The organism is Ruegeria sp. D7, assembly GCF_056534355.1.
The window spans coordinates 62,546-83,976 of sequence record NZ_JBQFPG010000007.1 but is presented as its reverse complement, the minus strand read 5'-3'; the positions used below and the strand labels follow the sequence as shown (position 1 = coordinate 83,976).

The following is a 21,431-nucleotide window of genomic DNA, read 5'->3' as shown; positions in this document are numbered from 1 at the left end:
GCCATGTATCGAGCGTGGAATTGAGGGATACACCATGAAGATCGCCTTTCAGATGGACCCAATCGGGGCCGTGGATATCAACGCCGACAGCTCTTTCCGTCTGGCAGAAGAGGCTCAGGTGCGCGGCCACCAGCTGTTTTTTTATGGCCCGGATCAACTGGCTTACCAGGAAGGCAAGATCACGGCGCGCGGCCATGACATGACGGTGCAACGAGTCGCTGGCAACCCGGCAGTGTTGGGCCCTGAGCGTGAAGTGGACCTTGCTGAATTTGATGTCGTCTGGCTGCGCCAAGACCCCCCGTTTGACATGCACTACATCACCTCGACCCATTTGCTTGACCGGCTAAAGGGGCAGGCCCTGGTGGTTAACGATCCGTTTTGGGTGCGAAACTATCCCGAAAAGCTGCTGGTTCTGGATTTCCCTGAACTGACTCCGCCCACCGCGATTGCGCGGGATTTGCGAACCATCAAGGCGTTCAAGGAAAAGCATGGCGATATCATCCTCAAGCCGCTTTACGGCAACGGAGGTGCTGGCGTATTCCGTCTTGATGCGAATGACCGCAACCTGACATCGCTACATGAGCTGTTCACCGGCTTTTCTCGTGAGCCTCTGATCGCGCAGAAATTCCTGCCCGATGTGCGCAATGGCGACAAGCGGGTCATACTTGTCGATGGAGAGCCAGTGGGCGCCATCAACCGGGTTCCGGCTGAGGGCGAGACCCGCTCGAACATGCATGTGGGCGGGCGCCCCGAGAAAATCGGCCTGTCCGAGCGAGATATGGAAATCTGCGCTGCGATCGGACCGTTATTGAAGGAACGTGGTCAGATCTTTGTGGGGATCGATGTAATTGGCGACTACCTGACCGAGATCAACGTGACCTCACCCACTGGTATTCAGGAGCTTGAGCGGTTCAATGGCGTGAACATCGCCGAGAAAATCTGGCAAGCGATTGAGGCGAAACTTTAAGCTCCTGCTTTGGCGCTGATGCGAAAGCTCAGCGCCTCGGCGACATGGGGGCGGCGCACATCCGGCTCACCTTCGAGGTCGGCAATGGTGCGGGCCACGCGTAGGATGCGGTGAAAGGCGCGGGCCGACAGGCCAAAGCGTTCCGCGGCTTTCAGTAATAGTTCTTTGCCCTGGGCATCAGGGGCGGCGATTTCTTCCAGCACATTGCCTTCGACATCTGCGTTTTGACGGGTATTTGGCGTGTCGCGAAAGCGATCTGCTTGTATGGCGCGCGCCGCTTCGACCCGCTCTGCGACGGTCGCAGAGCTGTCGCCGGTAGGCGGCAGATCGAGATCGGTAAATCCGACCGGAGGGACTTCGATGCGCAAATCGAACCGGTCCATCAACGGCCCTGAGATACGCCCCAAGTAATCCTCACCACAGACCGGCGCGCGTGAACAGGCGCGGGATGGGTCCGTCAGGTATCCGCATTTGCACGGGTTCGCGGCGGCTACCAGCATAAAGCGGCATGGGTATTTCAAATGGGCGTTGGCGCGGGCGACCATTACCTCTCCGGTTTCAATAGGTTGGCGCAGGGTTTCCAAAACTGTGCGCGGAAATTCGGGAAACTCGTCCATGAACAGGACGCCGTTATGCGCCAGTGAAATCTCACCGGGTTTCGCGCCTTTGCCACCGCCCACGATCGCGGCCATCGAAGCGGTATGGTGCGGCTCGCGAAACGGTCTGGCGCGGCTGATGCCACCTTCGTCCAGTAAGCCGCAAAGCGACTGGATCATCGATGTCTCTAAAGCTTCGACCGGGCTCAGAGGCGGCAAAATACTCGGCAGACGCGCCGCCAGCATGGATTTGCCGGAACCCGGTGTCCCGATCATGATCAAATGATGCCGCCCGGCTGCGGCGATTTCCAAGGCGCGTTTGGCGCGCTCTTGCCCCTTCACGTCCCGCAGGTCCCGTGCGTTGGGTGATAGTTTCACTTCGCCCGGTGTCGCAGCGGGCAGCGCAGACTGACCGGTAAAGTGCCGCACCACATCCCCCAACGAGCCCGCTCCGATTACCTGCGTGGCATCCACCCACGCGGCTTCGGCGCTAGAGGCGCTGGGACAAAGCAAGCTGCGATCATCGGCGGCTGCGGTCATGGCTGCGGGCAGCGCGCCGACGACGGGTACCAGAGAACCATCCAAAGACAACTCGCCCAACGCGACAGCGCCCTCGGCAGCATCCGCTGGAATGATTTCCAACGCAGTCAACAAAGCGACGGCGATAGGCAGGTCGAAATGGCTGCCCTCTTTGGGCAGATCTGCAGGCGAAAGGTTAATCGTGATCCGTTTCGACGGCAGCGCGATCGCCATCGAACTTAGCGCACTACGAACACGGTCCCGTGCTTCGGAGACTGCCTTGTCCGGCAATCCCACGATGGAAAAGGCCGGAAGGCCCGGTGAGACGGCGCATTGCACCTCGACCGGGCGGGCATCGACCCCTTGAAAGGCAACGGTGTGGGCGCGGGCGACCATGGCAATCCTGTTCTTGGTTAACAGGACGTTGCTGCCATGGCTGCAGTTTAAGAATCGTTAACGTCAGCAACCATCGCCGTAAATTTCGGCCACGCCTCAGGGTCGGCAATGGTCTTGTCTCGGCAAAACGGATTACAAAAGCCCCAAATCTTGCCATCGAGTTCCAGATAGTCTTGTACAGGCTTGCCGGAATAGGGGCAGGCTGTGTTGACCGAGGGGCCTGTGCTGACTGCCAATGCCCCTGAACCCCCGCCAATTGGCCAACTGTGTGCGGGAAGGTCTTGCGGATACGGGAAGGGCTCATACGCGACCGTCATGCCCATGGCGCGCCATTGCCGAACTGCGATATCAGAGAGCAGGTGCATGCAGTATGCACGATTGACCTCGGACACGGGCAGGCCATAGCCGACAATCCGCGCAGCGACCGGCGTGTAGAAAATATCAGCCAGAGAATAGGCACCAAACAGCGGGCCCGACGCGGCGCCAGAGACCTTCCGTGCATGGGCCCAGAGGGTTTCGATCCGCTGCAAATCAGTCATCGTTTCAGGTGAAGGTTTGAACCCTTCCCAGCAACGTTTCAACTGCATGGGGCATTGCCCCCGCAGCGCTGTGAAACCGGCAACCATTTCAGCACAAAGCCACCGGGCTGTGGCGCGCGCGGCGGGGTCTGACGGCCAAAGCCCTGCTTCGGGGTGGCGTTCGGCCAATGTCTCTGCCATCGCGAGGCTTTCGCCGACCACGGTTCCATCTGGTAGACGCAGCGCAGGAACAAGGCGCGCCGGGGCCAGTGGTTCCATATCCGCCGCCATTGTGCCGGAATAAAGGCCAATCATGTGGGTGCGGTATGGCAGGCCGAATTTCTCAAGCATCAGCCATCCGCGCATGGACCAGCTCGAGAACAACCGGTCACCGATAAAGAGATCATATGTCATGCGGCAACGATGTCGGACAGAGACGCGTCGGTAAATCAGAGATTTGTGCGCAACCTTATCACGGTCGGTGATTAATCCGACCTACAGTCCAACCATCGTTATGGCGCGTGATCTCGGTGACGGACAGGTTGTCGATGCGGTGACCAAACGCGTGTTGGGCGTCCACGTCCAGAGCGCGTTGGACCTGAGTCAGGATCACTCCGAAATGGGCGACCAGGACTAGGTCACATCCGGTATGGGCCGCGATCAGGGTGTCGACGACCCTATCGACACGCGCGCGGACCTCATTCCAGCTTTCCCCGTTTGGAGGCCTGACCTCGCCCGGATTATCCCAGTAGGCAAAGCAAAGCTCGGGGTCTTCCGCCTCGATCTCGGCGAAGGGGCGCATCTCCCAGTTGCCGAAATTAATTTCGCGCAGATCGCGGTGGTGCGGAAGGCGGAGTCGCGTGCCTTGAATGGCGCTGGCCGTATCGCTGGCGCGTGACAAGTCTGATGAGATTACGACGGCATTGGAAGGCAGATGCGCATCAAGCCGTGCAATCGCGGCCTTATCACTCAAGTCGGCAGGAAGGTCGGACCAGCCTACCATAGTTTTAGCATGGGTGGGGCCGTGCCGTACCAAATGCAGGCGCGTCATAGGGGTTGCCCTTTGAGAACCAGCGGCAGCCCGGCCGTAACCTGCACCACCCGATCTGCCTGCGCAGCCAAAGCGATGTTCAGCCGTCCCTGCGCCTCGCGGAATCGACGGGACAAGGCGTTGTCGGGGACGATCCCGTGGCCGACTTCGTTTGATACCACGACGATCTGGGCGGCACAGGTCTTCATCGCCTCAAGCAGCCCGGCCTGTGCTTCCTCTAGGTTATTCTCTGCCAGCAGGTGATTTGTCAGCCACATGGTTGCACAATCGATCAGGCAAATCTGATCATTTGTCAGCTTGGCGAGTTCCGGCGATAGATCAAATGGCGCTTCGATCGTCGTCCACCCGCTGCCGCGTTGTGCAATATGTTGCCTGATTTTTAGGCGCATCTCGTCATCAAACACTTGTGATGTCGCAAGGTAAACGCGACTTTTCCCAGTTGAAACAGCAAGTTGCTCCGCAAAAGCAGATTTTCCGGATGCAGCGCCGCCTAGGATAAAGGTTAAATCGGCATGCACTTTTATTACCTTTCTGGTGATCCACCCGGTTTTGTCCTGCGTATCGACCACAAGTCGGCAAGGCAAGCCCGGCCCATCGCCTGTGATAAAAGGGGAGAATTGCATGGCACTCGACAACGCACATGATTTTTCGATGTCCCGTAAGGCAATGAAGGCCGAGTTGCTGGATGCCGAGACAGAACTGAAACTGGCCTATGCCTGGCGCGATGAACGCGATGAACAGGCGCTGCATCGCCTCATTACGGCTTACATGCGGCTGGCGATATCAATGGCGGCGAAATTCAAACGCTACGGCGCGCCGATGAATGATCTGATTCAGGAGGCGGGACTGGGCTTGATGAAAGCCGCCGACAAGTTCGATCCGGATCGGGGTGTGCGGTTTTCAACGTATGCAGTGTGGTGGATCAAGGCCAGCATTCAGGATTACGTGATGCGCAATTGGTCGATGGTGCGCACTGGTTCGACCTCTTCCCAGAAATCGCTGTTCTTCAACATGCGTCGGGTACAGGCGCGTCTGGAGCGCGAAGCCGCGACTGAGGGGCTGGAGCTGGATCGCCATCAGTTGCATCAGAAGATTGCCGCCGAAATCGGAGTCCCGCTGCGTGATGTCGAGATGATGGAAGGCCGTCTGACAGGGTCCGATTTCTCGCTGAATGCGGTGCAGTCTGCAGATGAGGACGGGCGCGAGTGGATTGATGCGCTGGAAGATGACAGCGAACAAGCCGCTGAGGTAGTAGAGAACAGCCACGACAACCAGCAACTGCGCGAATGGCTGGTGGCGGCGATGCAAGCTTTGAACGATCGCGAGCGGTTTATCGTTCGCGAAAGAAAACTGCGTGAGCCTGCCCGGACGCTGGAAAGTCTTGGGAAAGAGCTTGGCCTGTCGAAAGAGCGTGTGCGCCAGCTCGAGGCGGCAGCATTCACAAAGATGCGCAAGAACCTTGAAGCGCAATCGCGCGAGGTGCAACACTTCTTCGCATGAAACCTCTTGCGATTCTTACAGCTTTTGTGTTGCTCGCCACTTTGCCTCAAACGGTTCGAGCTGCTGAATTTATCCCTCAGGACGTGTTGGCCGACATGCGGGCCGCGGATGTCGTCATTCTGGGCGAGATACATGACAACCCTCAGCATCATCTGGTCCAAGCCGAAGCAGTTGAGGCAATCGCGCCCACGGCGGTTGTCTGGGAGATGGTGACCGAAGAAGGTGCTCAGCGGTTGGCTCAAAAAGCGGCAACCAATCCCGAGGAGCTGTCCCGAATTCTGCGCTGGGCAGAATCCGGTTGGCCGCCTCTCAGAATGTACTACCCCATTTTTCAGGCCGCGGATGTGCCGGTGTATGGCGCGATGGTTCCGCGTGAAGCGGCCCGCGCTGCTATGGAACGCGGGGCGGCCACAGCGTTGGGGGCTGATGCGGCCAGATATGGATTGACTGTACCTCTGTCGGATGAAGATCAAGCCGCACGCGAGGCTGATCAACTGGCGGCACATTGCGACGCATTGCCCGCTGAAGTTCTACCGCAGATGGTAGCCATTCAACGTCTGAGGGACGCTGTGTTGACCCGAGCCATTCTGCGCGCCACCGACGAAACTGGTGGGCCTGTCGCGGTCATCACTGGCAATGGCCATGCCCGTAAGGATCGCGGAATTCCGACTTTTCTGTCGCGACTGCGCCCCGGTTTGAAGGTCTTTGTGCTTGGACAATCCGAAGATGGGGTCGTGAGCGGGGATTTTGATGCTGTTATCGATAGCCCCACAGTCGAGCGAGAAGACCCCTGCAAAGCCTTTGAGGTGCAGAATTAACTGCTGGAACTGCCCGCCAGCGTTGCCTAATGTCAGGGCCGACCGGGACGGGAAGGGCGAGCCATGCTGTCATCGAAACGTATTCTGCTGATTATCGGCGGTGGGATTGCGGCCTACAAGTCGCTGGACCTGATCCGGCGGTTGCGGGAACGTGGTGCGGCGGTCACGCCGGTTTTGACGCGTGCTGCCGAAGAATTCGTAACTCCGTTATCCGTGTCTGCCCTGGCCGGTGAAAAGGTCTATCGAGATCTCTTTGATCTGACCGATGAAGCTGAGATGGGTCATATTCAGCTTTCCCGTTCGGCTGATCTGATCGTGGTTGCTCCGGCAACGGCCGATCTGATGGGTAAGATGGCAGGCGGGTTGGCTAATGATCTGGCCTCGACCCTTTTGATGGCGACCGATGCGCCGGTTCTGTGTGCGCCTGCGATGAATGTCCGCATGTGGGAGCATCCCGCAACCCGGCGCAACCATGCGCAACTGGAAGCAGACGGGGTGCGATTTGTCGGCCCGAACGAAGGCGATATGGCTTGCGGTGAATACGGTCCGGGCCGCATGTCGGAGCCACTTGAAATTGTCGCGGCGATCGAGGCGCAGTTCGGGGATGGGCCTTTGGCTGGCAAACGTATTCTGGTGACCTCGGGCCCGACACATGAACCAATTGATCCGGTACGATACATCGCCAACCGATCGTCGGGCGCTCAGGGAACAGCTGTTGCACGCGCGCTATCTGCGCTGGGGGCCGATGTTACATTTATCACGGGTCCGGCTGACGTGCCTCCTCCAGACGGCGTAAAGGTCGTGCGTGTAGAGACCGCGCTGCAAATGTCGGATGCGGTCGACGCAGCGCTTCCGGTGGATGCGGGGGTATTTGCAGCTGCAGTGGCCGATTGGCGGGTATCCAGTGCCTCGGACCGGAAGCTGAAGAAAAGCCGCGACGGGGTGCCCGCGCTAGAGTTTGCCGAGAATCCCGACATTTTGAAGCGCATCGCGCGAATGGGAAGTGGCAGGCCCGTTTTGGTGGTGGGTTTTGCCGCCGAAACAGACAACGTGATCGAACATGCTACGGCCAAACGTGCCCGCAAGGGCTGTGACTGGATCGTTGCGAATGATGTCAGTCCCGCGACAGGTATCATGGGCGGTTCTGAGAATGCGGTGATCCTGATCTCAGAGCAAGGTGCCGAAGAATGGCCGCGTATGGGCAAGGATGATGTGGCAAAGCGGTTAGCAGCCAAGATCGCCGGCGCGCTGACCAGATAACAGCCATAACGACAAGAGGTATAGGTATGGTGGCAATTCGCGTGATCCGAGAGGAGGGGGCTGACCCGTTGGTGCCATTGCCTTCATACGAAACCGCGGGTGCTGCCGGGGCGGATGTGCGCGCCAATCTGCCGGATGGTGAGTCTGTTATTCTTGAACCGGGCCGTCGTGCGCTGATACCGACAGGCCTTAGGATCGAAATTCCGCAGGGGTTCGAGGTTCAGGTGCGTCCACGATCGGGCCTTGCCTTGAAACACGGGATCACCTTGCCCAACACTCCGGGTACAATCGACAGCGACTATCGCGGGCCATTGGGCGTGATCGTGATGAATGCGGGTCAGGAACCGTTCGAGATTACGCATGGCGAACGTATCGCGCAACTGATCGTCGCACCGGTGGTGCAGGCCATGTTCCAGGACGTTGAGGCACTGACCGAGACTGATCGCGGCGCGGGCGGGTTCGGTTCAACCGGGCGGGGCTGATGCTGCTGGTTCTGATCCTTGCTGCCGGGCTTTGGGGTGTTGGCTATATTGCCGGGGTGTCGCGCAGCGCGCGGCTGGTTTCTGTTGGCGCGCTCCTGACAGGCGTGATTATTGCTCAACTTCTGCTGCCCGAGGGTAACCCGTTGCGTCAGGCAACCGGCGGGTCGGCAGCGATGTGGCTGATCCTCGCTGGAGCGGCTGTGCTGGTGCTGCTTTATGGGCGGGGTTTGAAGGCGTTGCGAAATCGCGCCGCGTCCGGCCAGACGTCGGAGCCCGCCAAGCCATCCGATCAGTTCAGCGAGACCGAGCTTGAACGCTATGCCCGCCACATCGTTCTGCGTGAACTGGGCGGTCCCGGCCAAAAGCGAATGAAACAGGCGCGGGTGCTTGTGATCGGGGCCGGGGGCCTTGGCGCACCCGCCCTGCAATATCTGGCCGCCGCCGGAGTGGGAACAATCGGCGTAATCGACGATGACGAGGTCGAGAACGCGAACCTGCAGCGGCAGGTTATTCACCGCGATGCTGATATCGGTATGCCCAAGGTGTTTTCAGCCCAGCAGTCTATGTTGGCGCAGAATCCCAATGTGATTGTCTTGCCTTATCATCGCCGTCTGACCGAAGAGATTGCAACAGATCTGTTCGCTGATTTCGATTTGATCCTTGATGGCACTGACAATTTCGATACCCGCTACCTGGCCAACCGAACGGCCGTTGCGTTGGGCAAACCGCTGATCTCGGGGGCGCTTTCGCAATGGGAAGGGCAGCTGAGTGTGTTCGATCCCGCCACAACCGGCTCGTGCTATCAGTGCATTTTCCCCGAAGCGCCTGCCGCCGGCCTTGCGCCTTCTTGCGCCGAGGCTGGAGTAATCGGCCCACTGCCGGGTGTGGTCGGCTCGATGATGGCGGTTGAGGCGATCAAGGTGATCACCGGCGCCGGGCAGGCATTGCGAGGTGAGATGTTGATCTACGATGCGCTATACGGCGAAAGCCGCAAGATCACCCTGGCGCGTCGCACCGATTGCCCGATCTGCGGGGCATCTCATTAAGGCGGGCTCAAATTTTCGGGTAGCTCTGGATCATTTCGACGGGCGGTCTTAGCTATGAGGTCAAAGGAGACCTCAATGACCAACCCGATCCTTTCTGACTGGAACACGCCCTTCGAAATCGCACCGTTTGACACAATCTCGGATGATGATTTTTCCCCCGCGCTGAAACAGGCGATGCACGCACATGATGCCGAGATTGAGGCGATAGCAGCGAGTCCGGACACGCCCACATTCGCCAATACGATCGAAGCGCTGGAGGCTGCAGGCGAGCAGATGGATAAGGTTCTATCGGTCTTTTTCACCGTTGCAGGTGCGGACAGCAACCCCAAGCGTGAGGAACTGCAACGCGAATTTTCGCCCAAGCTGGCGGCACACTACTCGCGCATCTCATCAAACAAAGCACTGTTTAAGCGCGTGGCGGATTTATGGGACCGGCGCGATAATCTGGACCTGACCGATGAACAGGCGCGCGTTTTGATGCTGTCTCATCGCGGGTTCGTGCGGGCGGGGGCGGCGTTGACCGGCGAGGACGATGCGAGAATGCAAGAGATCAAGGCCCGTTTGGCGTCTCTGGGCACGTCCTTCACGCAGAACTTGCTGGCGGATGAACGCGACTGGTTCATGGATTTGACCGAAGAAGACCTGCAAGGTTTGCCGGATTTTGTTATCGATGCAGCGCGCGCAGCGGGTCAGGAAAAGGGGGCGGATGGCCCGGTGGTGACCCTCTCTCGGTCGATTATCGTGCCCTTTCTGCAATTCTCGCCCCGCCGGGATTTGCGTGCAAAGGCTTATCGCGCGTGGACTGCACGGGGGGCAAATGGAGGTGAGACCGACAACCGCGAGATTGCGGCGGACATCCTGCGCCTGCGCGAAGAACGCGCCAAGCTGCTGGGGTATGCCAGCTTCGCCGCCTACAAGCTTGAGACCGAGATGGCCCGCACACCAGATCGCGTGCGAGAGCTGCTGCTGGATGTGTGGAGGCCCGCCAAATCCCGCGCCGACGCAGATGCCGAGGTGCTGACGGCAATGATGCAAGAGGATGGCGTAAATGGCCCGCTGGAGGCGTGGGATTGGCGCTACTATGCCGAGAAACGCCGCAAGGCCGAACATGATCTCGATGAAGCGGCGCTGAAGCCGTACCTGCAACTGGACCGGATGATCGAGGCTTCTTTCGCCTGCGCCACACGGCTGTTCGGGCTGGTGTTCGCGCCGCTTGATGTGCCGCTCTATCATCCCGATTGCCGTGCATGGGAGGTGACCCGTGAAGGGCAGCATATTGCGGTGTTCATCGGTGACTACTTTGCGCGCGGATCGAAACGGTCGGGTGCATGGTGCAGCGCAATGCGCGGGCAGGCGAAATACCCGAAAGAACAGGCTCCGGTCGTGATCAACGTCTGTAACTTTGCCAAAGGTGAACCAGCGCTTTTGTCCTATGATGACGCCCGAACGTTGTTTCACGAGTTCGGCCATGCCCTGCACCAGATGCTGTCCAATGTGACCTATGAGAGTATCTCGGGCACCTCGGTGGCGCGTGATTTCGTTGAACTGCCCAGCCAGCTTTACGAACACTGGCTGGAAGTGCCCGAGGTATTGGCTGAGTTCGCCACTCATGCCGAAACGGGCGCGCCGATGCCGCAGGAGATGTTGCAGAAGGTGCTACAGGTCACCAATTTCGATCAGGGGTTCCAGACGGTGGAATATGTTGCCTCGGCCCTGGTCGATCTGGCGTTTCATGAGGGGGCTGCCCCCGCTGATCCGATGGAGAAACAGGCCGAGGTGCTGGCCGAAATCGGCATGCCTCGGGCCATTGGAATGCGCCACGCCACCCCGCATTTCGCCCATGTCTTTGCAGGCGACGGTTATAGCGCGGGTTACTACAGTTATATGTGGTCCGAAGTCATGGATGCCGACGCCTTTGCTGCCTTTGAAGAAGCGGGCGGTGCGTTTGATCCCGAACGCGCCAAGGCACTGGAGGAACACATCCTGTCAACTGGCGGATCCCGCGAGGCGGAAGAGCTGTATCTGGCCTTCCGTGGACGTCTGCCTCGCGTCGAAGCCTTGCTGAAAGGCCGCGGGCTGATCGCGGCCTAGTACCCAAGCTTTCGGTCGACGAGGTGGAGAAAGGGTTCACCCGCTTCACCTCGGCGAATGTTCTCGCAGATCACCTGAGCTGCGGTAACAGGTCTAGTTTCCGAGGCGATATGCGGCGTCACCGTCACATTGGGATGTGCCCAATAGGGATGCTCGGTCGGCAGGGGTTCGGTGCGGAAGACATCCAGCGTGGCGTGCCCGACCTGCCCTGAATTCAGCACGGCCAGCAGGGCCTCATCATCGATAAGCGGCCCGCGACCCGGATTGATGATCTTGGCCCCTTCCGGCAACAGCGCCAGTGTTTCGGCGTTGAGCGTGTTTTCGGTCGCCGGAGTATCTGGCAGCAGCAAAACCACTATCTCGGCCTGGGACAGTGCATCGCGCAGCCCGTTCTTACCATGCAGACAGGTCACGCCGGGAATAGTCTTGGCGGTACGGCTCCAACCGATGACATGGAAATTCAACGCTGCCAACGCGTGGGCCGATGCCTCACCCAATGCGCCCAAACCCAAGATGCAGACGGTGCGTTGCTGGGCCAGTGGTGGCGCATCAGGTGTCCAGATCCCATCCTGTAGCGTAATGTGTTGGTCCATCCCAAGGTGATAGCGCAGCACATGGCCCACCACCCATTCCGTCATGCCTTGCGTTAACCCCCCGTCAACCATACGCGCCAGCGGAACGGTCAAGGTTTCATTGCCCGAGATTTTCTCAACCCCCGCCCAGAGGCTCAGCACCGCCTTGAGCCGTGTGAAGGGCGTGAAATCCTGTACCCCTCCGTTCGGGGCGTAAACGATGTAGTCGACCTGATCTGCAGGGATGTCCGTGGCCAGATGAAAATCTAGCCCTGCGTCCGACAAGTATTGATGCATCAGAGCTTCATACTCGGGCCACAACTCAGGGCGCGCGGAAAACAGGACATTCACAGGCATGGGAAACCTTTCAGCGGGGACGATGTATATGGGCGCTTTGAACGATGCCAAAGGCGGCCATCAGGACCAGCATGGCCGAGCCGCCATAACTGACCATCGGCAGCGGTACTCCGACCACTGGGGCCAGCCCCATCACCATCGACATATTGACGGCAAAGAACAGGAAGAAATTCAGCGCGATCCCAAGTGTCACCAGAGACGAGAAACGATCCTTGGTCGACAGCGCCGTGACCATGCAGAAGATCAGGATCAGACCGTAAAGGATCAACAGTGTGATGCCGCCGACAAAGCCGAACTCTTCGGCCAAGGTGGTGAAGATGAAATCGGTGTGTTTTTCGGGCAGGAAGTTAAGACGTGATTGCGTTCCCTGCATGAAACCGCGCCCATTCCAGCCCCCCGAACCCAGAGCGATCTTCGATTGCGTGATGTGATATCCCGCTCCCAACGGATCGGTTGAAGGATCCAGAAACGTATCGATGCGTCGGAACTGGTAATCTTTGAGCAACTGCCATTCAGTCCCTCGGCTGTTGAACACCGCAGCAATTAGGCCAACCCCCGCTGCAATCACGGCAGCGAAATAGGCCCAATGCACCCCGGCAAGGAACATCAGACCACCACCAGCAGCCAATAACAGGATCGATGTGCCTAGGTCGGGCTGGCGCAGCACCATGAATGTCGGGATCAGGATCAGAATGACCGGGATAATCACCCAGAGCGGGCGCGAGGTTTTGTGCGCCGGCAGCCAGTCGTAATAGGCGGCCAGCACCATCACCAACGCCACTTTCATTACTTCTGAGGGTTGCAGCCGCATGAAGCCCAGATCAATCCAGCGCTGCGCCCCCATGCCGATCGTTCCAAACAGTTCGACCACGATCAGTAGACCGATCGCGCCCAGATAGGCCACAACCGACATGTTCCGCCAGAACCAGATAGGCACTAGCGCAATGATAAACATGGCTGCCAAGCCCAGACCGAACCGTTCCATTTGTGGTTCCGCCCACGGCATCCAGGATCCACCCGCGACCGAGTAGAGCATCAGGAACCCCGCGCTTGCCACGCTGATCAGCAACAGGGTGAGCGGCCAGTTCATATAAAGGAACTTGCGAAACCCCGACGGCGTGGATTTGACGGCATATTCAAGATAGCTCATGCGCGGTCCTTCTCGTCAGGACGCGCTTTGGGGCGACGGTCACCCTCCAGCCGTTTCTGTTGTTCTTTGATGCGCTCTCGGTCTCCGGCCGGATACGCCTCGAGCGGTGGCGTGCCATCGTAGAGTGCCTGCAGCATGATATCGCGCGCCACTGGGGCCGCGGCTTTGGAGCCGCCGCCGCCGTGTTCCACCACCACAGCCACAGCGTATTTCGGATTGTCATAGGGGGCGAAGCTGACGAACAGGGCATGGTCTCGACGCTCCCATGGCAGGTCTTCGTTTCGAATCACACCTGCGGCGCGTTCTGCCTTGGTAATATTGCGCACCTGACTGGTGCCGGTTTTGCCTGCCATGCGGAACTCATCGGCAATGATGCGACTGCGATACGCGGTGCCACGCCTGTTATTCGAGACCGTGAACATGGCTTTGCGCACTTGCTCAAGGTTGTTGCGGTTCACCTGCAGCGGTTCACCCGCGCCCGAGGGTTGCTCAACCCCATTGATTGATCGAACAAGGCGTGGTTGCACGGCGCGACCTGTCGCCAAACGCGCGGTCATCACGGCCAATTGAAGCGGTGAGGCAAGCATGAACCCCTGACCGATCGACGCGTTTGCGGTGTCGCCTACCAGCCAGTCCTGTCCGTGAACCCGCTGCTTCCATTCCTGATTGGGGGCAAGCCCGGCGGCAACGGCAGACATCGGAATGTCATGTTTGATACCCAGTCCGAATGTGCGCGCCATTTCGGAAATCTTGTCGATCCCTACGCGGATCGCCACGTCGTAATAATACACGTCACAACTGCGCTTCAGCGACGTTTCAAGGTCGACCGTCCCGTGCCCGCCACGTTTCCAGCAGTGAAAGCGGCGGCTGCCCACTTTCATGTGACCCGGACAGTACACTGTACTGGATGGGCTGATCACCCCGGCTTCGAGCGCAGCCATGGCGGTAATCATTTTGAAAGTCGATCCAGGAGGGTAGGTGCCCTGCACCGTCTTATTGGCAAGCGGGCGATACTTGTCCTGCGTTAGCATCTGATAGTCCGCCACCGAGATCCCACGCACGAACAGGTTCGGATCGAAGCTGGGGGCCGAACTGATGGCGCGAATGTCGCCGGTTTCACAATCGATCACGACCGCAGCGGCGCTTTCTCCGGCCAAACGCGCCTGCGCGTATTGCTGCAGGTTGGCGTCAACTGACAGCTGCAGATCCGCCCCGGCTTCGCCGATCTGACGGTCCAGCTCGCGCATCACCCGGCCTGTGGCGTTGACCTCAACCCGCTTGGCCCCGGCCTTGCCGCGCAAGGTGATCTCTTGCTTGGCTTCCAGCCCGACCTTGCCGATCTGGAACCGTGGGATGCGCAATACCGGCTCGGGGTCTTCAATCTGGCTCAGATCATAGTCGCTGACCGGGCCGACATAGCCGACTACATGGGCGAAATCTTCATAGCGCGGATACTGGCGTGTCATGCCGACCTCGGGCGTGACACCAGGCAGTGCGGGGGCATTGACCGCGACTTTCGAGATATCCTCCCACGTTACTTGATCGGCCAGCGTGACCGGCAGAAACGGGGCCGATCGGCGCATTTCGGTTTTGGCACGTTCGATCTCATCCTCGGTCAATGGGATCAGTTCCGAAAGCTTGGCGATAACCTTGTCGATATCGCCTGCATCCTCGCGCACGATGACGATGCGATAGGACTGAGAGTTTAATCCTATGATCTGCCCGTTCCGGTCATATATCCGGCCCCGGGTTGGTGGGATCAGACGGATGTTGATCCGGTTTTCTTCGGCCAGCAGACGGTATTCATCCGCTTGATCCACCTGCATGAACCGCATCCGGGCTGCCAGCCCCCCGATAAAGGCCGCTTGTAGCCCACCGAGGATCAAGGCGCGGCGCGGCAAACGTTTGTAAGCAAGGCCCTTGGGCTTTGGTTTGCGCTGCTTCATGGCCGCACCCGTGGCATCGTGCTGTCGGCAACAGATTTGCGCCTTACGCCAAACACAGTTTGGCTCATCAAAACCATCACAGGATAGATTGCGATTGTCAGAATAACTTGCACCACTACCGGTCCCAGAGTTGCCTGTTGCACCGAGAGGATAGCAAGAATGAGTCGATTGAGCACAAACACAACCGTGATCACTGCCCCGACGGTTGCCCATTCGCCCACAAACCCACTGTCTTTCATGCCAGCCGCAGCGGAATGCAGATAGGCTGCACCCAGAACCACCAACGCAGCAAGCAACCCGGGTGGGCGTTGCAAAAGCAGATCGGCCATGAACATGACGATGGCAATGATCAGGATCGGAATATATTCCGGCCGCCGCAAAACCCAAGCGTAAGTAAGAGCGATCAGTATGTCAGGAAAGGGCAGGCGATCAGGTTTTGTATCCAGCGGCAACAGGTGCAGAAACACCACAAATGCCGCCAGAGCGACATAGAGACCGCGCTTGGCCCACAGACCTGAGACCGACCTATCCATCATTGACCTCGGATGGGGTCAAGGATGCTTCGGGTTGACGCGGGCCGACGATATCACCGGATTCCGTGATTGGTGGGGCCGACTGATAGCGTAGTACGCGCAGAAACTCGAGCCGCTCGAAATCTGCCGACAGCCGCACGCGCAACCTGCCACCGGGATCAACCGTGATTTGACCGATCAGCAAGCCACCGGGGAACACGCCACCATCGCCTGATGTAACGACCCGGTCGCCCGGTCGCACGAGTTCCCGGTTTTCCAGAAACTCCACTGCAGGGGCCGAAGTATTGTCACCTGCGATCAGCGCCGTCTGCCCCGAAGGCTGGATCGTCGCCGGGATCGCGCTTGAGGCATCGGTTATCAGGATCACGCGCGCGGTATCCGGGCCAACACCCGATATGCGCCCGACCACTCCGATCCCGTCCATCGTTGCCCAACCATCCACGATCCCGTCACGCTCCCCCACGTTCAGCAGCACAGATTGCCGAAAGGGTGAGCCGCTATCCGCCATCACCACCCCGGTGACATAGGTCAGGCGCGGATCAAGCCGAACATTGTTAAGGTCCAGCAGGCGGGCGTTTTCCTGTTCCAGCTGCAGCGCGGCCTCTTTCCAGGCGCGCATCAGGCGCAGCTCGCTGCGCAATTCCTGGTTCTGCTCGCTGAGCCGCTGATAGCTTTGGAAATCACGAGACAGGTTCACCAGCGCAGTGACCGGAACCATCGCCCACTCCATCGAGGGGACAACCGTATCCACCACCTGCGCGCGGAACCGTTCAACGCGCGGGCTGTCAATGCGCCAGACGAGGAAAATACCAAGCAGGCACAGAACAACGATCCCCAGAAGCAATCGGCGCAGGGGTGTCGTGTATTCATCGCGCTGTGATCGGTCCTTTGCCACAGGTTACCTTCCCGTGCTGCTCGTGCCCGAGTTCTCACCCCATCAGGGTGCGCGCCTTAGCTTTCGTAGTCAATCGCGTGGCGCAGTTGTTTTTCGTATTCGAGTGCTTTGCCCGTGCCCAAAGCCACACAATTCAGGCTTTCATCAGCAATAGAAACTGCCAAACCGGTTTGCTCGCGCAGCGCCAGATCCAGATCGCCCAGCAGCGCGCCACCGCCGGTCAGCATCACGCCCCGGTCCACGATGTCCGCCGCCAGATCGGGCGGCGTGGTTTCCAGCGCGGTCATCACCGCCTCGCAAATCTGCTGCACGGGTTCAGACAGCGCTTCGGCCACCTGAGCCTGGCTGATCTCGATTTCCTTGGGCACACCGTTCAGCAGGTCGCGACCCCGGATATGCATCGACTGGCCACGGCCATCGTCCGGCATCCGTGCGGTACCGATGGTGGTCTTGATCCGTTCCGCAGTTGATTCACCCACCAGCAGGTTCTGTTGGCGCCGCAGGTACGAGATGATCGCCTCATCCATCCGGTCGCCACCAACGCGGACCGAGCGGGCATAGACGATATCGCCCAGCGACAGAACCGCGACCTCGGTGGTACCGCCGCCGATATCGACAACCATGTTGCCGGTCGGATCGGTTATCGGCATCCCCGCGCCAATCGCAGCGGCAATCGGTTCGGCAATCAGGCCCGCGCGGCGCGCGCCTGCAGACAGAACCGATTGGCGAATTGCGCGTTTTTCAACCGGGGTTGCACCGTGGGGGACACAGACGATGATCTTGGGTTTCGAGAAGGTCGAGCGTTTATGCACCTTGCGGATAAAATGCTTGATCATCTCTTCGGCGGTGTCGAAGTCCGCGATGACACCCTCGCGCATCGGACGGATGGCTTCAATGGAGCCTGGGGTCCGGCCCAACATCAGCTTGGCGTCCTCGCCAACAGCAAGGACTTTCTTGACCCCATCCTTGACGTGGTAGGCAACGACCGAGGGCTCAGACAGGATCACTCCGCGCCCTTTGACATAAACCAGCGTGTTCGCTGTTCCAAGGTCGATAGCCATGTCCGCTGTGAACAGGCCGCCTAGATTGCCAAAGATGCCCATATTTCCCTGATCCCGTTTGTCAGAATTTCCACTGCCCGCGACTCGACGGTTCCGGGACGGATGCCTTATAGGGTGCCAACTCGCCCGGTTAAAGGGCTGATTCCGCGACAGTCAGCACCTTTCCGCCTTATTGATGGGGACTTTAGAAGGCAAGATGCTCTCATATCAACACATTTACCACGCAGGAAATCTGGCTGATGTACAAAAGCACGCTTTATTGGCGTGGACGCTGCGTTATTTGACCCAAAAGGACAAACCCCTCAGCTATATCGAAACGCACTCCGGGCGTGGACTATATCACCTTGACGCGGCTGAGGCGGTTCGAACGGGTGAAGCTGTCGCCGGGATCGGGCGCGTCAGGCGCGAAGGTTGGTTTGATTCCGATCATCCAATGGCGCGGGTGCTGGATACCATACAGGCCAGTCACGGCGTGCAAGCGTATCCCGGTTCACCTCTGATTGCGGCCAACCTGCTGCGAAAACAGGATAGCCTGCATTTCGCCGAGCTGCATCCGCAGGAACATACGGCACTTTCACTGGCGCTGTCTCCTTTCGGGGCGAAGGTCTATCGGCAGGATGGGTTTGAGTTGGCCCAATCGTTGCTGCCTCCGACCCCGAGGCGGGGCATGATGCTGATCGATCCCAGTTATGAAGTGAAAGCCGAGTATGACCGTTTGCCTGGGGTGATCGCGAAGCTGCACCGCAAATGGAATGTGGGTGTGATCGCACTTTGGTATCCAATCCTGACGGATGCACGTCACAAGGCTATGATTTCGTCTCTGAAATCCGCTGGATATCCCAAAACGATTTGCCATGAGGCCACGTTCCCTCCGGCGCGGGAAGGTCATCGCATGGTCGGATCAGGTATGTTCATGTTGAATGCACCCTTCGGGATCGAAGACGAAACGCGCCGCTTGTCGGAGCTGTTCGCTCAGCTTTGATAAGCAAGAATTACACAGGGAAAGCTCCCGTCCGGTTTGCCCGCATCAACGATGCCGTCAAACGCGTTGGGCCTGGGAGCGCGCCAGTGGCGCGCTGCCGGGCCCAAAACCCAAGAAGGGTCGGCGAAGCCGGGCCGCCGCGGGCGCGGGAGCCATTCGCCTTACCCTTCGATCAGGTCAGGTCTTTGTAGCTGATCTCGCGTGTATCTGCCCCCGGACCGGCCTTTTCACGACGCATGATCAGGCGGTTCAGCGCGTGGATATAGGCTTTGGCCGACGCAACCACCGTATCTGTATTTGCAGACTGACCGGTGGCGATCATACCATCCTCTTCCAGACGGACCGAAACCGTGGCTTGCGCGTCCGTACCTTCGGTTACCGCATGCACCTGATACAGTTGCAGCCGCGCAGTGTTGGGATAGATCGCCCGGATCGCCCGGAAGGTTGCGTCGACTGGGCCGTCACCGTTTTCCGTGGCGATCCTGTCTGCACCCTCTATCTCCAGTTCGACCGTCGCTTCGGCCTGACCTCCGGTACCGCAGGTCACTTTCATCGACACCAGCTGAAGATGATCGTCCGCTTCGTCGTCGACGCTCATTAACGCGATGAGGTCATCGTCAAAGACTTCTTTCTTGCGGTCGGCCAGATCCTTGAAGCGCACAAAAATGTCTTTGAGCTGGTTGTCACCAACCTCATACCCGAGCGTTTCGAGCTTATCGCGCAGTGCAGCGCGGCCCGAATGCTTGCCCAGCGGCAAAGAGGTGCCAGAGAGCCCAATGTCTTCAGGGCGCATGATCTCGAAGTTTTCGCGGTTCTTCAGCATGCCATCCTGATGGATGCCGCTTTCATGGGCAAATGCGTTCTTTCCAACGATGGCCTTGTTGAACTGCACCGGAAATCCGGCCACGGTCGCGACCCGGCGCGAAATATGCATGATCTTGGTGGTGTCGATGCCAGTATGCCACGGCATGATGTCGTTGCGTGTGCGCAACGCCATCACAACTTCTTCCAGCGCGGTGTTGCCTGCGCGTTCACCCAACCCGTTTATGGTGCATTCGATCTGACGCGCACCACCTGCGACCGCTGCCAGAGAGTTCGCTGTCGCCATGCCAAGGTCGTTGTGGCAGTGGGTGGCAAAGATTACCTCATCCGCGCCGGGAACCGTCTCGATCAGGCGCTTGATCAGATCTGCAGACTCGACCGGGGCAGTATAACCGACAGTATCGGGGATATTGATCGTGGTGGCGCCAGCCTTGATTGCAATCTCGATCACACGGCACAGATAATCCCATTCGGTCCGGGTCGCATCCATCGGCGACCACTGCACGTTTTCGCAAAGGTTGCGCGCGTGGCTGACCGTTTCGTGGATCTTGTCGGCCATCTCGTCTTGCGTCAGATTTGGTATCGCCCGGTGCAGCGGAGAGGTTCCGATAAAGGTGTGGATCCGGTTCTTCTCGGCGTGTTTCACCGCCTCCCAACACCGATCGATATCGGCGAAATTGGCGCGGGCCAGACCACAGATGCGGCTGTTCTTCGAGCGCTCGGCAATCTCGGACACCGCTTTGAAGTCGCCTTCCGATGCAATGGGGAATCCGGCTTCGATGATGTCGACGCCCATCTCATCCAGAAGCTCGGCAATTTCGAGCTTTTCGTTATGGGTCATGGTCGCGCCGGGGCTCTGCTCGCCGTCGCGCAAGGTGGTGTCGAAGATCACGACGCGGTCTTGGTCGGTCACGTTTGTCATGGGGTTCTCTTTCTTCTTCTGTCCTAAAGCCTCTTGGCGCGCGGGCGTCCTCCTCTGAGCGGGCGCGCCGGATGGCACGCTCAGAGGCGGATTAGGATCAGTAGACCACGCAGCAACGCGCCGCTGAGTGCGGCGTTTGCAAAAGCGATATCTGCGCGGTTGATCATGGGGATCAGCTTATACAGGGCGCGCGGCGAATGAAAAGCGGGAAATTTAAGGGGGAACAAAAATGACGGTGGAGTTGAAGCGATGAAGCTTTCGGCTAACTTCTCGAGCATGAAAACTGCATTAATCATCGGAGCTTCTGGCGGTATCGGGCGCGCTTTGAACGATCACCTGACAACGGATGGTGTCAAAGTCACCCGACTGGCCAGATCAACGGATGGGTTTGACCTGACCGACCCGGATGGCGCAGAGCGTATGCTGGCGTCCCTTTCTGATCCGTTTGATCTGATCATGGTGGCCTCAGGGGCGCTTGAGATTAACGGTATGGGTCCGGAAAAATCTATGCGCGCCTTGTCCGCGAAGGCGATGATGGACCAGTTCGCACTGAACGCAGTTGGCCCGGCCTTGGTGTTGAAGCACGTGCACCGCCTGCTGCCACGCGACCGCAGATCGGTGATCGCCGTGCTGTCGGCCCGAGTTGGTTCAATCGGGGACAACCGGCTGGGTGGGTGGGTCAGTTATCGTGCGGCCAAGGCGGCTGTGAATCAGATAGTACATACGGCTGCCATCGAATTGGCGCGCACTCACAAACAAGCCGTTTGTGTCGCTTTGCACCCCGGAACAGTCAAAACGGCCTTTACCGAAAAGTACCTTGCCCGCCACCCGGCTGTTGAACCCAATGAGGCCGCAGCCAATCTGCTGTCCGTCATCAATGGACTCACCCCCGCTGACTCGGGCAGTTTTTACGATTGGGCTGGCAAGCGCGTGCCTTGGTAGGGCTG

21 protein-coding genes are annotated in these 21,431 nt (G+C 58.9%); 9 read left to right on the top strand and 12 right to left on the bottom strand.

Features of this window, described 5'->3' with window-relative positions:
- Positions 1–34 precede the first annotated feature (34 nt).
- On the top strand, positions 35–967 hold the full coding sequence (gene gshB / locus ACRZ9U_RS11760; protein WP_170408309.1) for a glutathione synthase: 933 nt from the start codon (positions 35–37) through the stop codon (positions 965–967).
- On the opposite strand, the gene ACRZ9U_RS11755 is transcribed toward gshB, so the two are convergent.
- Genes ACRZ9U_RS11755 through cobU form a run of 4 tightly spaced genes read right to left on the bottom strand, consistent with a single transcriptional unit; the run spans position 964 to position 4,565 of the window.
- A complete protein-coding gene (locus ACRZ9U_RS11755) occupies positions 964–2,478 on the bottom strand; it encodes a YifB family Mg chelatase-like AAA ATPase (RefSeq protein WP_170408308.1) in 1,515 nt (504 codons plus the stop codon). The genes gshB and ACRZ9U_RS11755 overlap by 4 nt on opposite strands.
- Before the next feature lie 47 nt (positions 2,479–2,525).
- Complete coding sequence (locus tag ACRZ9U_RS11750; protein WP_170408307.1) at positions 2,526–3,410, bottom strand: glutathione S-transferase; 885 nt, start codon at positions 3,408–3,410, stop codon at positions 2,526–2,528.
- A gap of 58 nt (positions 3,411–3,468) precedes the next feature.
- Positions 3,469–4,047: a histidine phosphatase family protein gene (locus ACRZ9U_RS11745; RefSeq protein WP_170408306.1), complete on the bottom strand. Its 579-nt coding sequence runs from the start codon at positions 4,045–4,047 to the stop codon at positions 3,469–3,471.
- The gene (gene cobU, locus ACRZ9U_RS11740) at positions 4,044–4,565 is read right to left on the bottom strand and encodes a bifunctional adenosylcobinamide kinase/adenosylcobinamide-phosphate guanylyltransferase (RefSeq protein ID WP_170408461.1); all 522 of its coding nucleotides are present in this window, start codon (positions 4,563–4,565) and stop codon (positions 4,044–4,046) included. The genes ACRZ9U_RS11745 and cobU overlap by 4 nt, the downstream gene beginning before the upstream one ends.
- A gap of 103 nt (positions 4,566–4,668) precedes the next feature.
- On the opposite strand from cobU, the gene ACRZ9U_RS11735 reads away from it, so the two are divergent.
- The 6 genes from ACRZ9U_RS11735 to ACRZ9U_RS11710 all read left to right on the top strand — a co-directional run bounded on the left by ACRZ9U_RS11735 (position 4,669) and on the right by ACRZ9U_RS11710 (position 11,244).
- Complete coding sequence (locus ACRZ9U_RS11735) at positions 4,669–5,547, top strand: RNA polymerase factor sigma-32 (protein ID WP_170408305.1); 879 nt, start codon at positions 4,669–4,671, stop codon at positions 5,545–5,547.
- On the top strand, positions 5,544–6,365 hold the full coding sequence (locus ACRZ9U_RS11730; protein WP_170408304.1) for a ChaN family lipoprotein: 822 nt from the start codon (positions 5,544–5,546) through the stop codon (positions 6,363–6,365). The genes ACRZ9U_RS11735 and ACRZ9U_RS11730 overlap by 4 nt, the downstream gene beginning before the upstream one ends.
- A 63-nt stretch (positions 6,366–6,428) precedes the next feature.
- Positions 6,429–7,625 (top strand): bifunctional phosphopantothenoylcysteine decarboxylase/phosphopantothenate--cysteine ligase CoaBC, encoded by a 1,197-nt coding sequence (gene coaBC / locus ACRZ9U_RS11725; protein ID WP_170408303.1) that lies wholly within the window; start codon positions 6,429–6,431, stop codon positions 7,623–7,625.
- 26 nt (positions 7,626–7,651) lie between these two features.
- The gene (dut, locus tag ACRZ9U_RS11720) at positions 7,652–8,107 is read left to right on the top strand and encodes a dUTP diphosphatase (RefSeq protein ID WP_170408302.1); all 456 of its coding nucleotides are present in this window, start codon (positions 7,652–7,654) and stop codon (positions 8,105–8,107) included.
- Positions 8,107–9,153 carry a molybdopterin-synthase adenylyltransferase MoeB gene (locus tag ACRZ9U_RS11715; RefSeq protein ID WP_170408301.1) on the top strand — a complete coding sequence of 349 codons (1,047 nt, stop codon included), beginning with the start codon at positions 8,107–8,109 and terminating at the stop codon, positions 9,151–9,153. Before dut ends, ACRZ9U_RS11715 begins: the two co-directional genes overlap by 1 nt.
- 75 nt (positions 9,154–9,228) lie before the next feature.
- A complete protein-coding gene (locus ACRZ9U_RS11710; RefSeq protein WP_170408300.1) occupies positions 9,229–11,244 on the top strand; it encodes a M3 family metallopeptidase in 2,016 nt (671 codons plus the stop codon).
- Here the strand turns inward: ACRZ9U_RS11710 and ACRZ9U_RS11705 are convergent.
- The 6 genes from ACRZ9U_RS11705 to ACRZ9U_RS11680 are packed head-to-tail and all read right to left on the bottom strand — an operon-like array spanning position 11,241 to position 17,800.
- Positions 11,241–12,173, bottom strand: a complete 933-nt coding sequence (locus tag ACRZ9U_RS11705) for a 2-hydroxyacid dehydrogenase (RefSeq protein ID WP_480901893.1) — start codon at positions 12,171–12,173, stop codon at positions 11,241–11,243. The two genes, ACRZ9U_RS11710 and ACRZ9U_RS11705, sit on opposite strands and share 4 nt — an antisense overlap.
- Before the next feature lie 10 nt (positions 12,174–12,183).
- Complete coding sequence (rodA, locus tag ACRZ9U_RS11700) at positions 12,184–13,323, bottom strand: rod shape-determining protein RodA (RefSeq protein ID WP_170395892.1); 1,140 nt, start codon at positions 13,321–13,323, stop codon at positions 12,184–12,186.
- Positions 13,320–15,269 carry a penicillin-binding protein 2 gene (gene mrdA, locus ACRZ9U_RS11695; protein WP_170408298.1) on the bottom strand — a complete coding sequence of 650 codons (1,950 nt, stop codon included), beginning with the start codon at positions 15,267–15,269 and terminating at the stop codon, positions 13,320–13,322. Before mrdA ends, rodA begins: the two co-directional genes overlap by 4 nt.
- Positions 15,266–15,802: a rod shape-determining protein MreD gene (locus tag ACRZ9U_RS11690; protein WP_170408297.1), complete on the bottom strand. Its 537-nt coding sequence runs from the start codon at positions 15,800–15,802 to the stop codon at positions 15,266–15,268. The genes mrdA and ACRZ9U_RS11690 overlap by 4 nt, the downstream gene beginning before the upstream one ends.
- Positions 15,795–16,697 (bottom strand): rod shape-determining protein MreC, encoded by a 903-nt coding sequence (mreC, locus tag ACRZ9U_RS11685; protein ID WP_480901889.1) that lies wholly within the window; start codon positions 16,695–16,697, stop codon positions 15,795–15,797. Before mreC ends, ACRZ9U_RS11690 begins: the two co-directional genes overlap by 8 nt.
- A gap of 56 nt (positions 16,698–16,753) precedes the next feature.
- On the bottom strand, positions 16,754–17,800 hold the full coding sequence (locus ACRZ9U_RS11680; RefSeq protein WP_039523195.1) for a rod shape-determining protein: 1,047 nt from the start codon (positions 17,798–17,800) through the stop codon (positions 16,754–16,756).
- A gap of 154 nt (positions 17,801–17,954) precedes the next feature.
- On the opposite strand from ACRZ9U_RS11680, the gene ACRZ9U_RS11675 reads away from it, so the two are divergent.
- Positions 17,955–18,740 carry a 23S rRNA (adenine(2030)-N(6))-methyltransferase RlmJ gene (locus ACRZ9U_RS11675; RefSeq protein ID WP_170408295.1) on the top strand — a complete coding sequence of 262 codons (786 nt, stop codon included), beginning with the start codon at positions 17,955–17,957 and terminating at the stop codon, positions 18,738–18,740.
- A gap of 172 nt (positions 18,741–18,912) precedes the next feature.
- Here the strand turns inward: ACRZ9U_RS11675 and ACRZ9U_RS11670 are convergent, their stop codons facing one another.
- Complete coding sequence (locus tag ACRZ9U_RS11670) at positions 18,913–20,484, bottom strand: 2-isopropylmalate synthase (protein ID WP_170408294.1); 1,572 nt, start codon at positions 20,482–20,484, stop codon at positions 18,913–18,915.
- Positions 20,485–20,564: 80 nt separating this feature from the next.
- Positions 20,565–20,780 carry a hypothetical protein gene (locus tag ACRZ9U_RS11665; RefSeq protein ID WP_170408293.1) on the bottom strand — a complete coding sequence of 72 codons (216 nt, stop codon included), beginning with the start codon at positions 20,778–20,780 and terminating at the stop codon, positions 20,565–20,567.
- Between ACRZ9U_RS11665 and ACRZ9U_RS11660 the strand changes: the two genes are divergently transcribed.
- Entirely contained in the window at positions 20,761–21,426 is a 666-nt protein-coding gene (locus ACRZ9U_RS11660) for an SDR family NAD(P)-dependent oxidoreductase (protein ID WP_170408292.1), read from the top strand. The two genes, ACRZ9U_RS11665 and ACRZ9U_RS11660, sit on opposite strands and share 20 nt — an antisense overlap.
- The last annotated feature ends 5 nt before the right edge of the window (positions 21,427–21,431 follow it).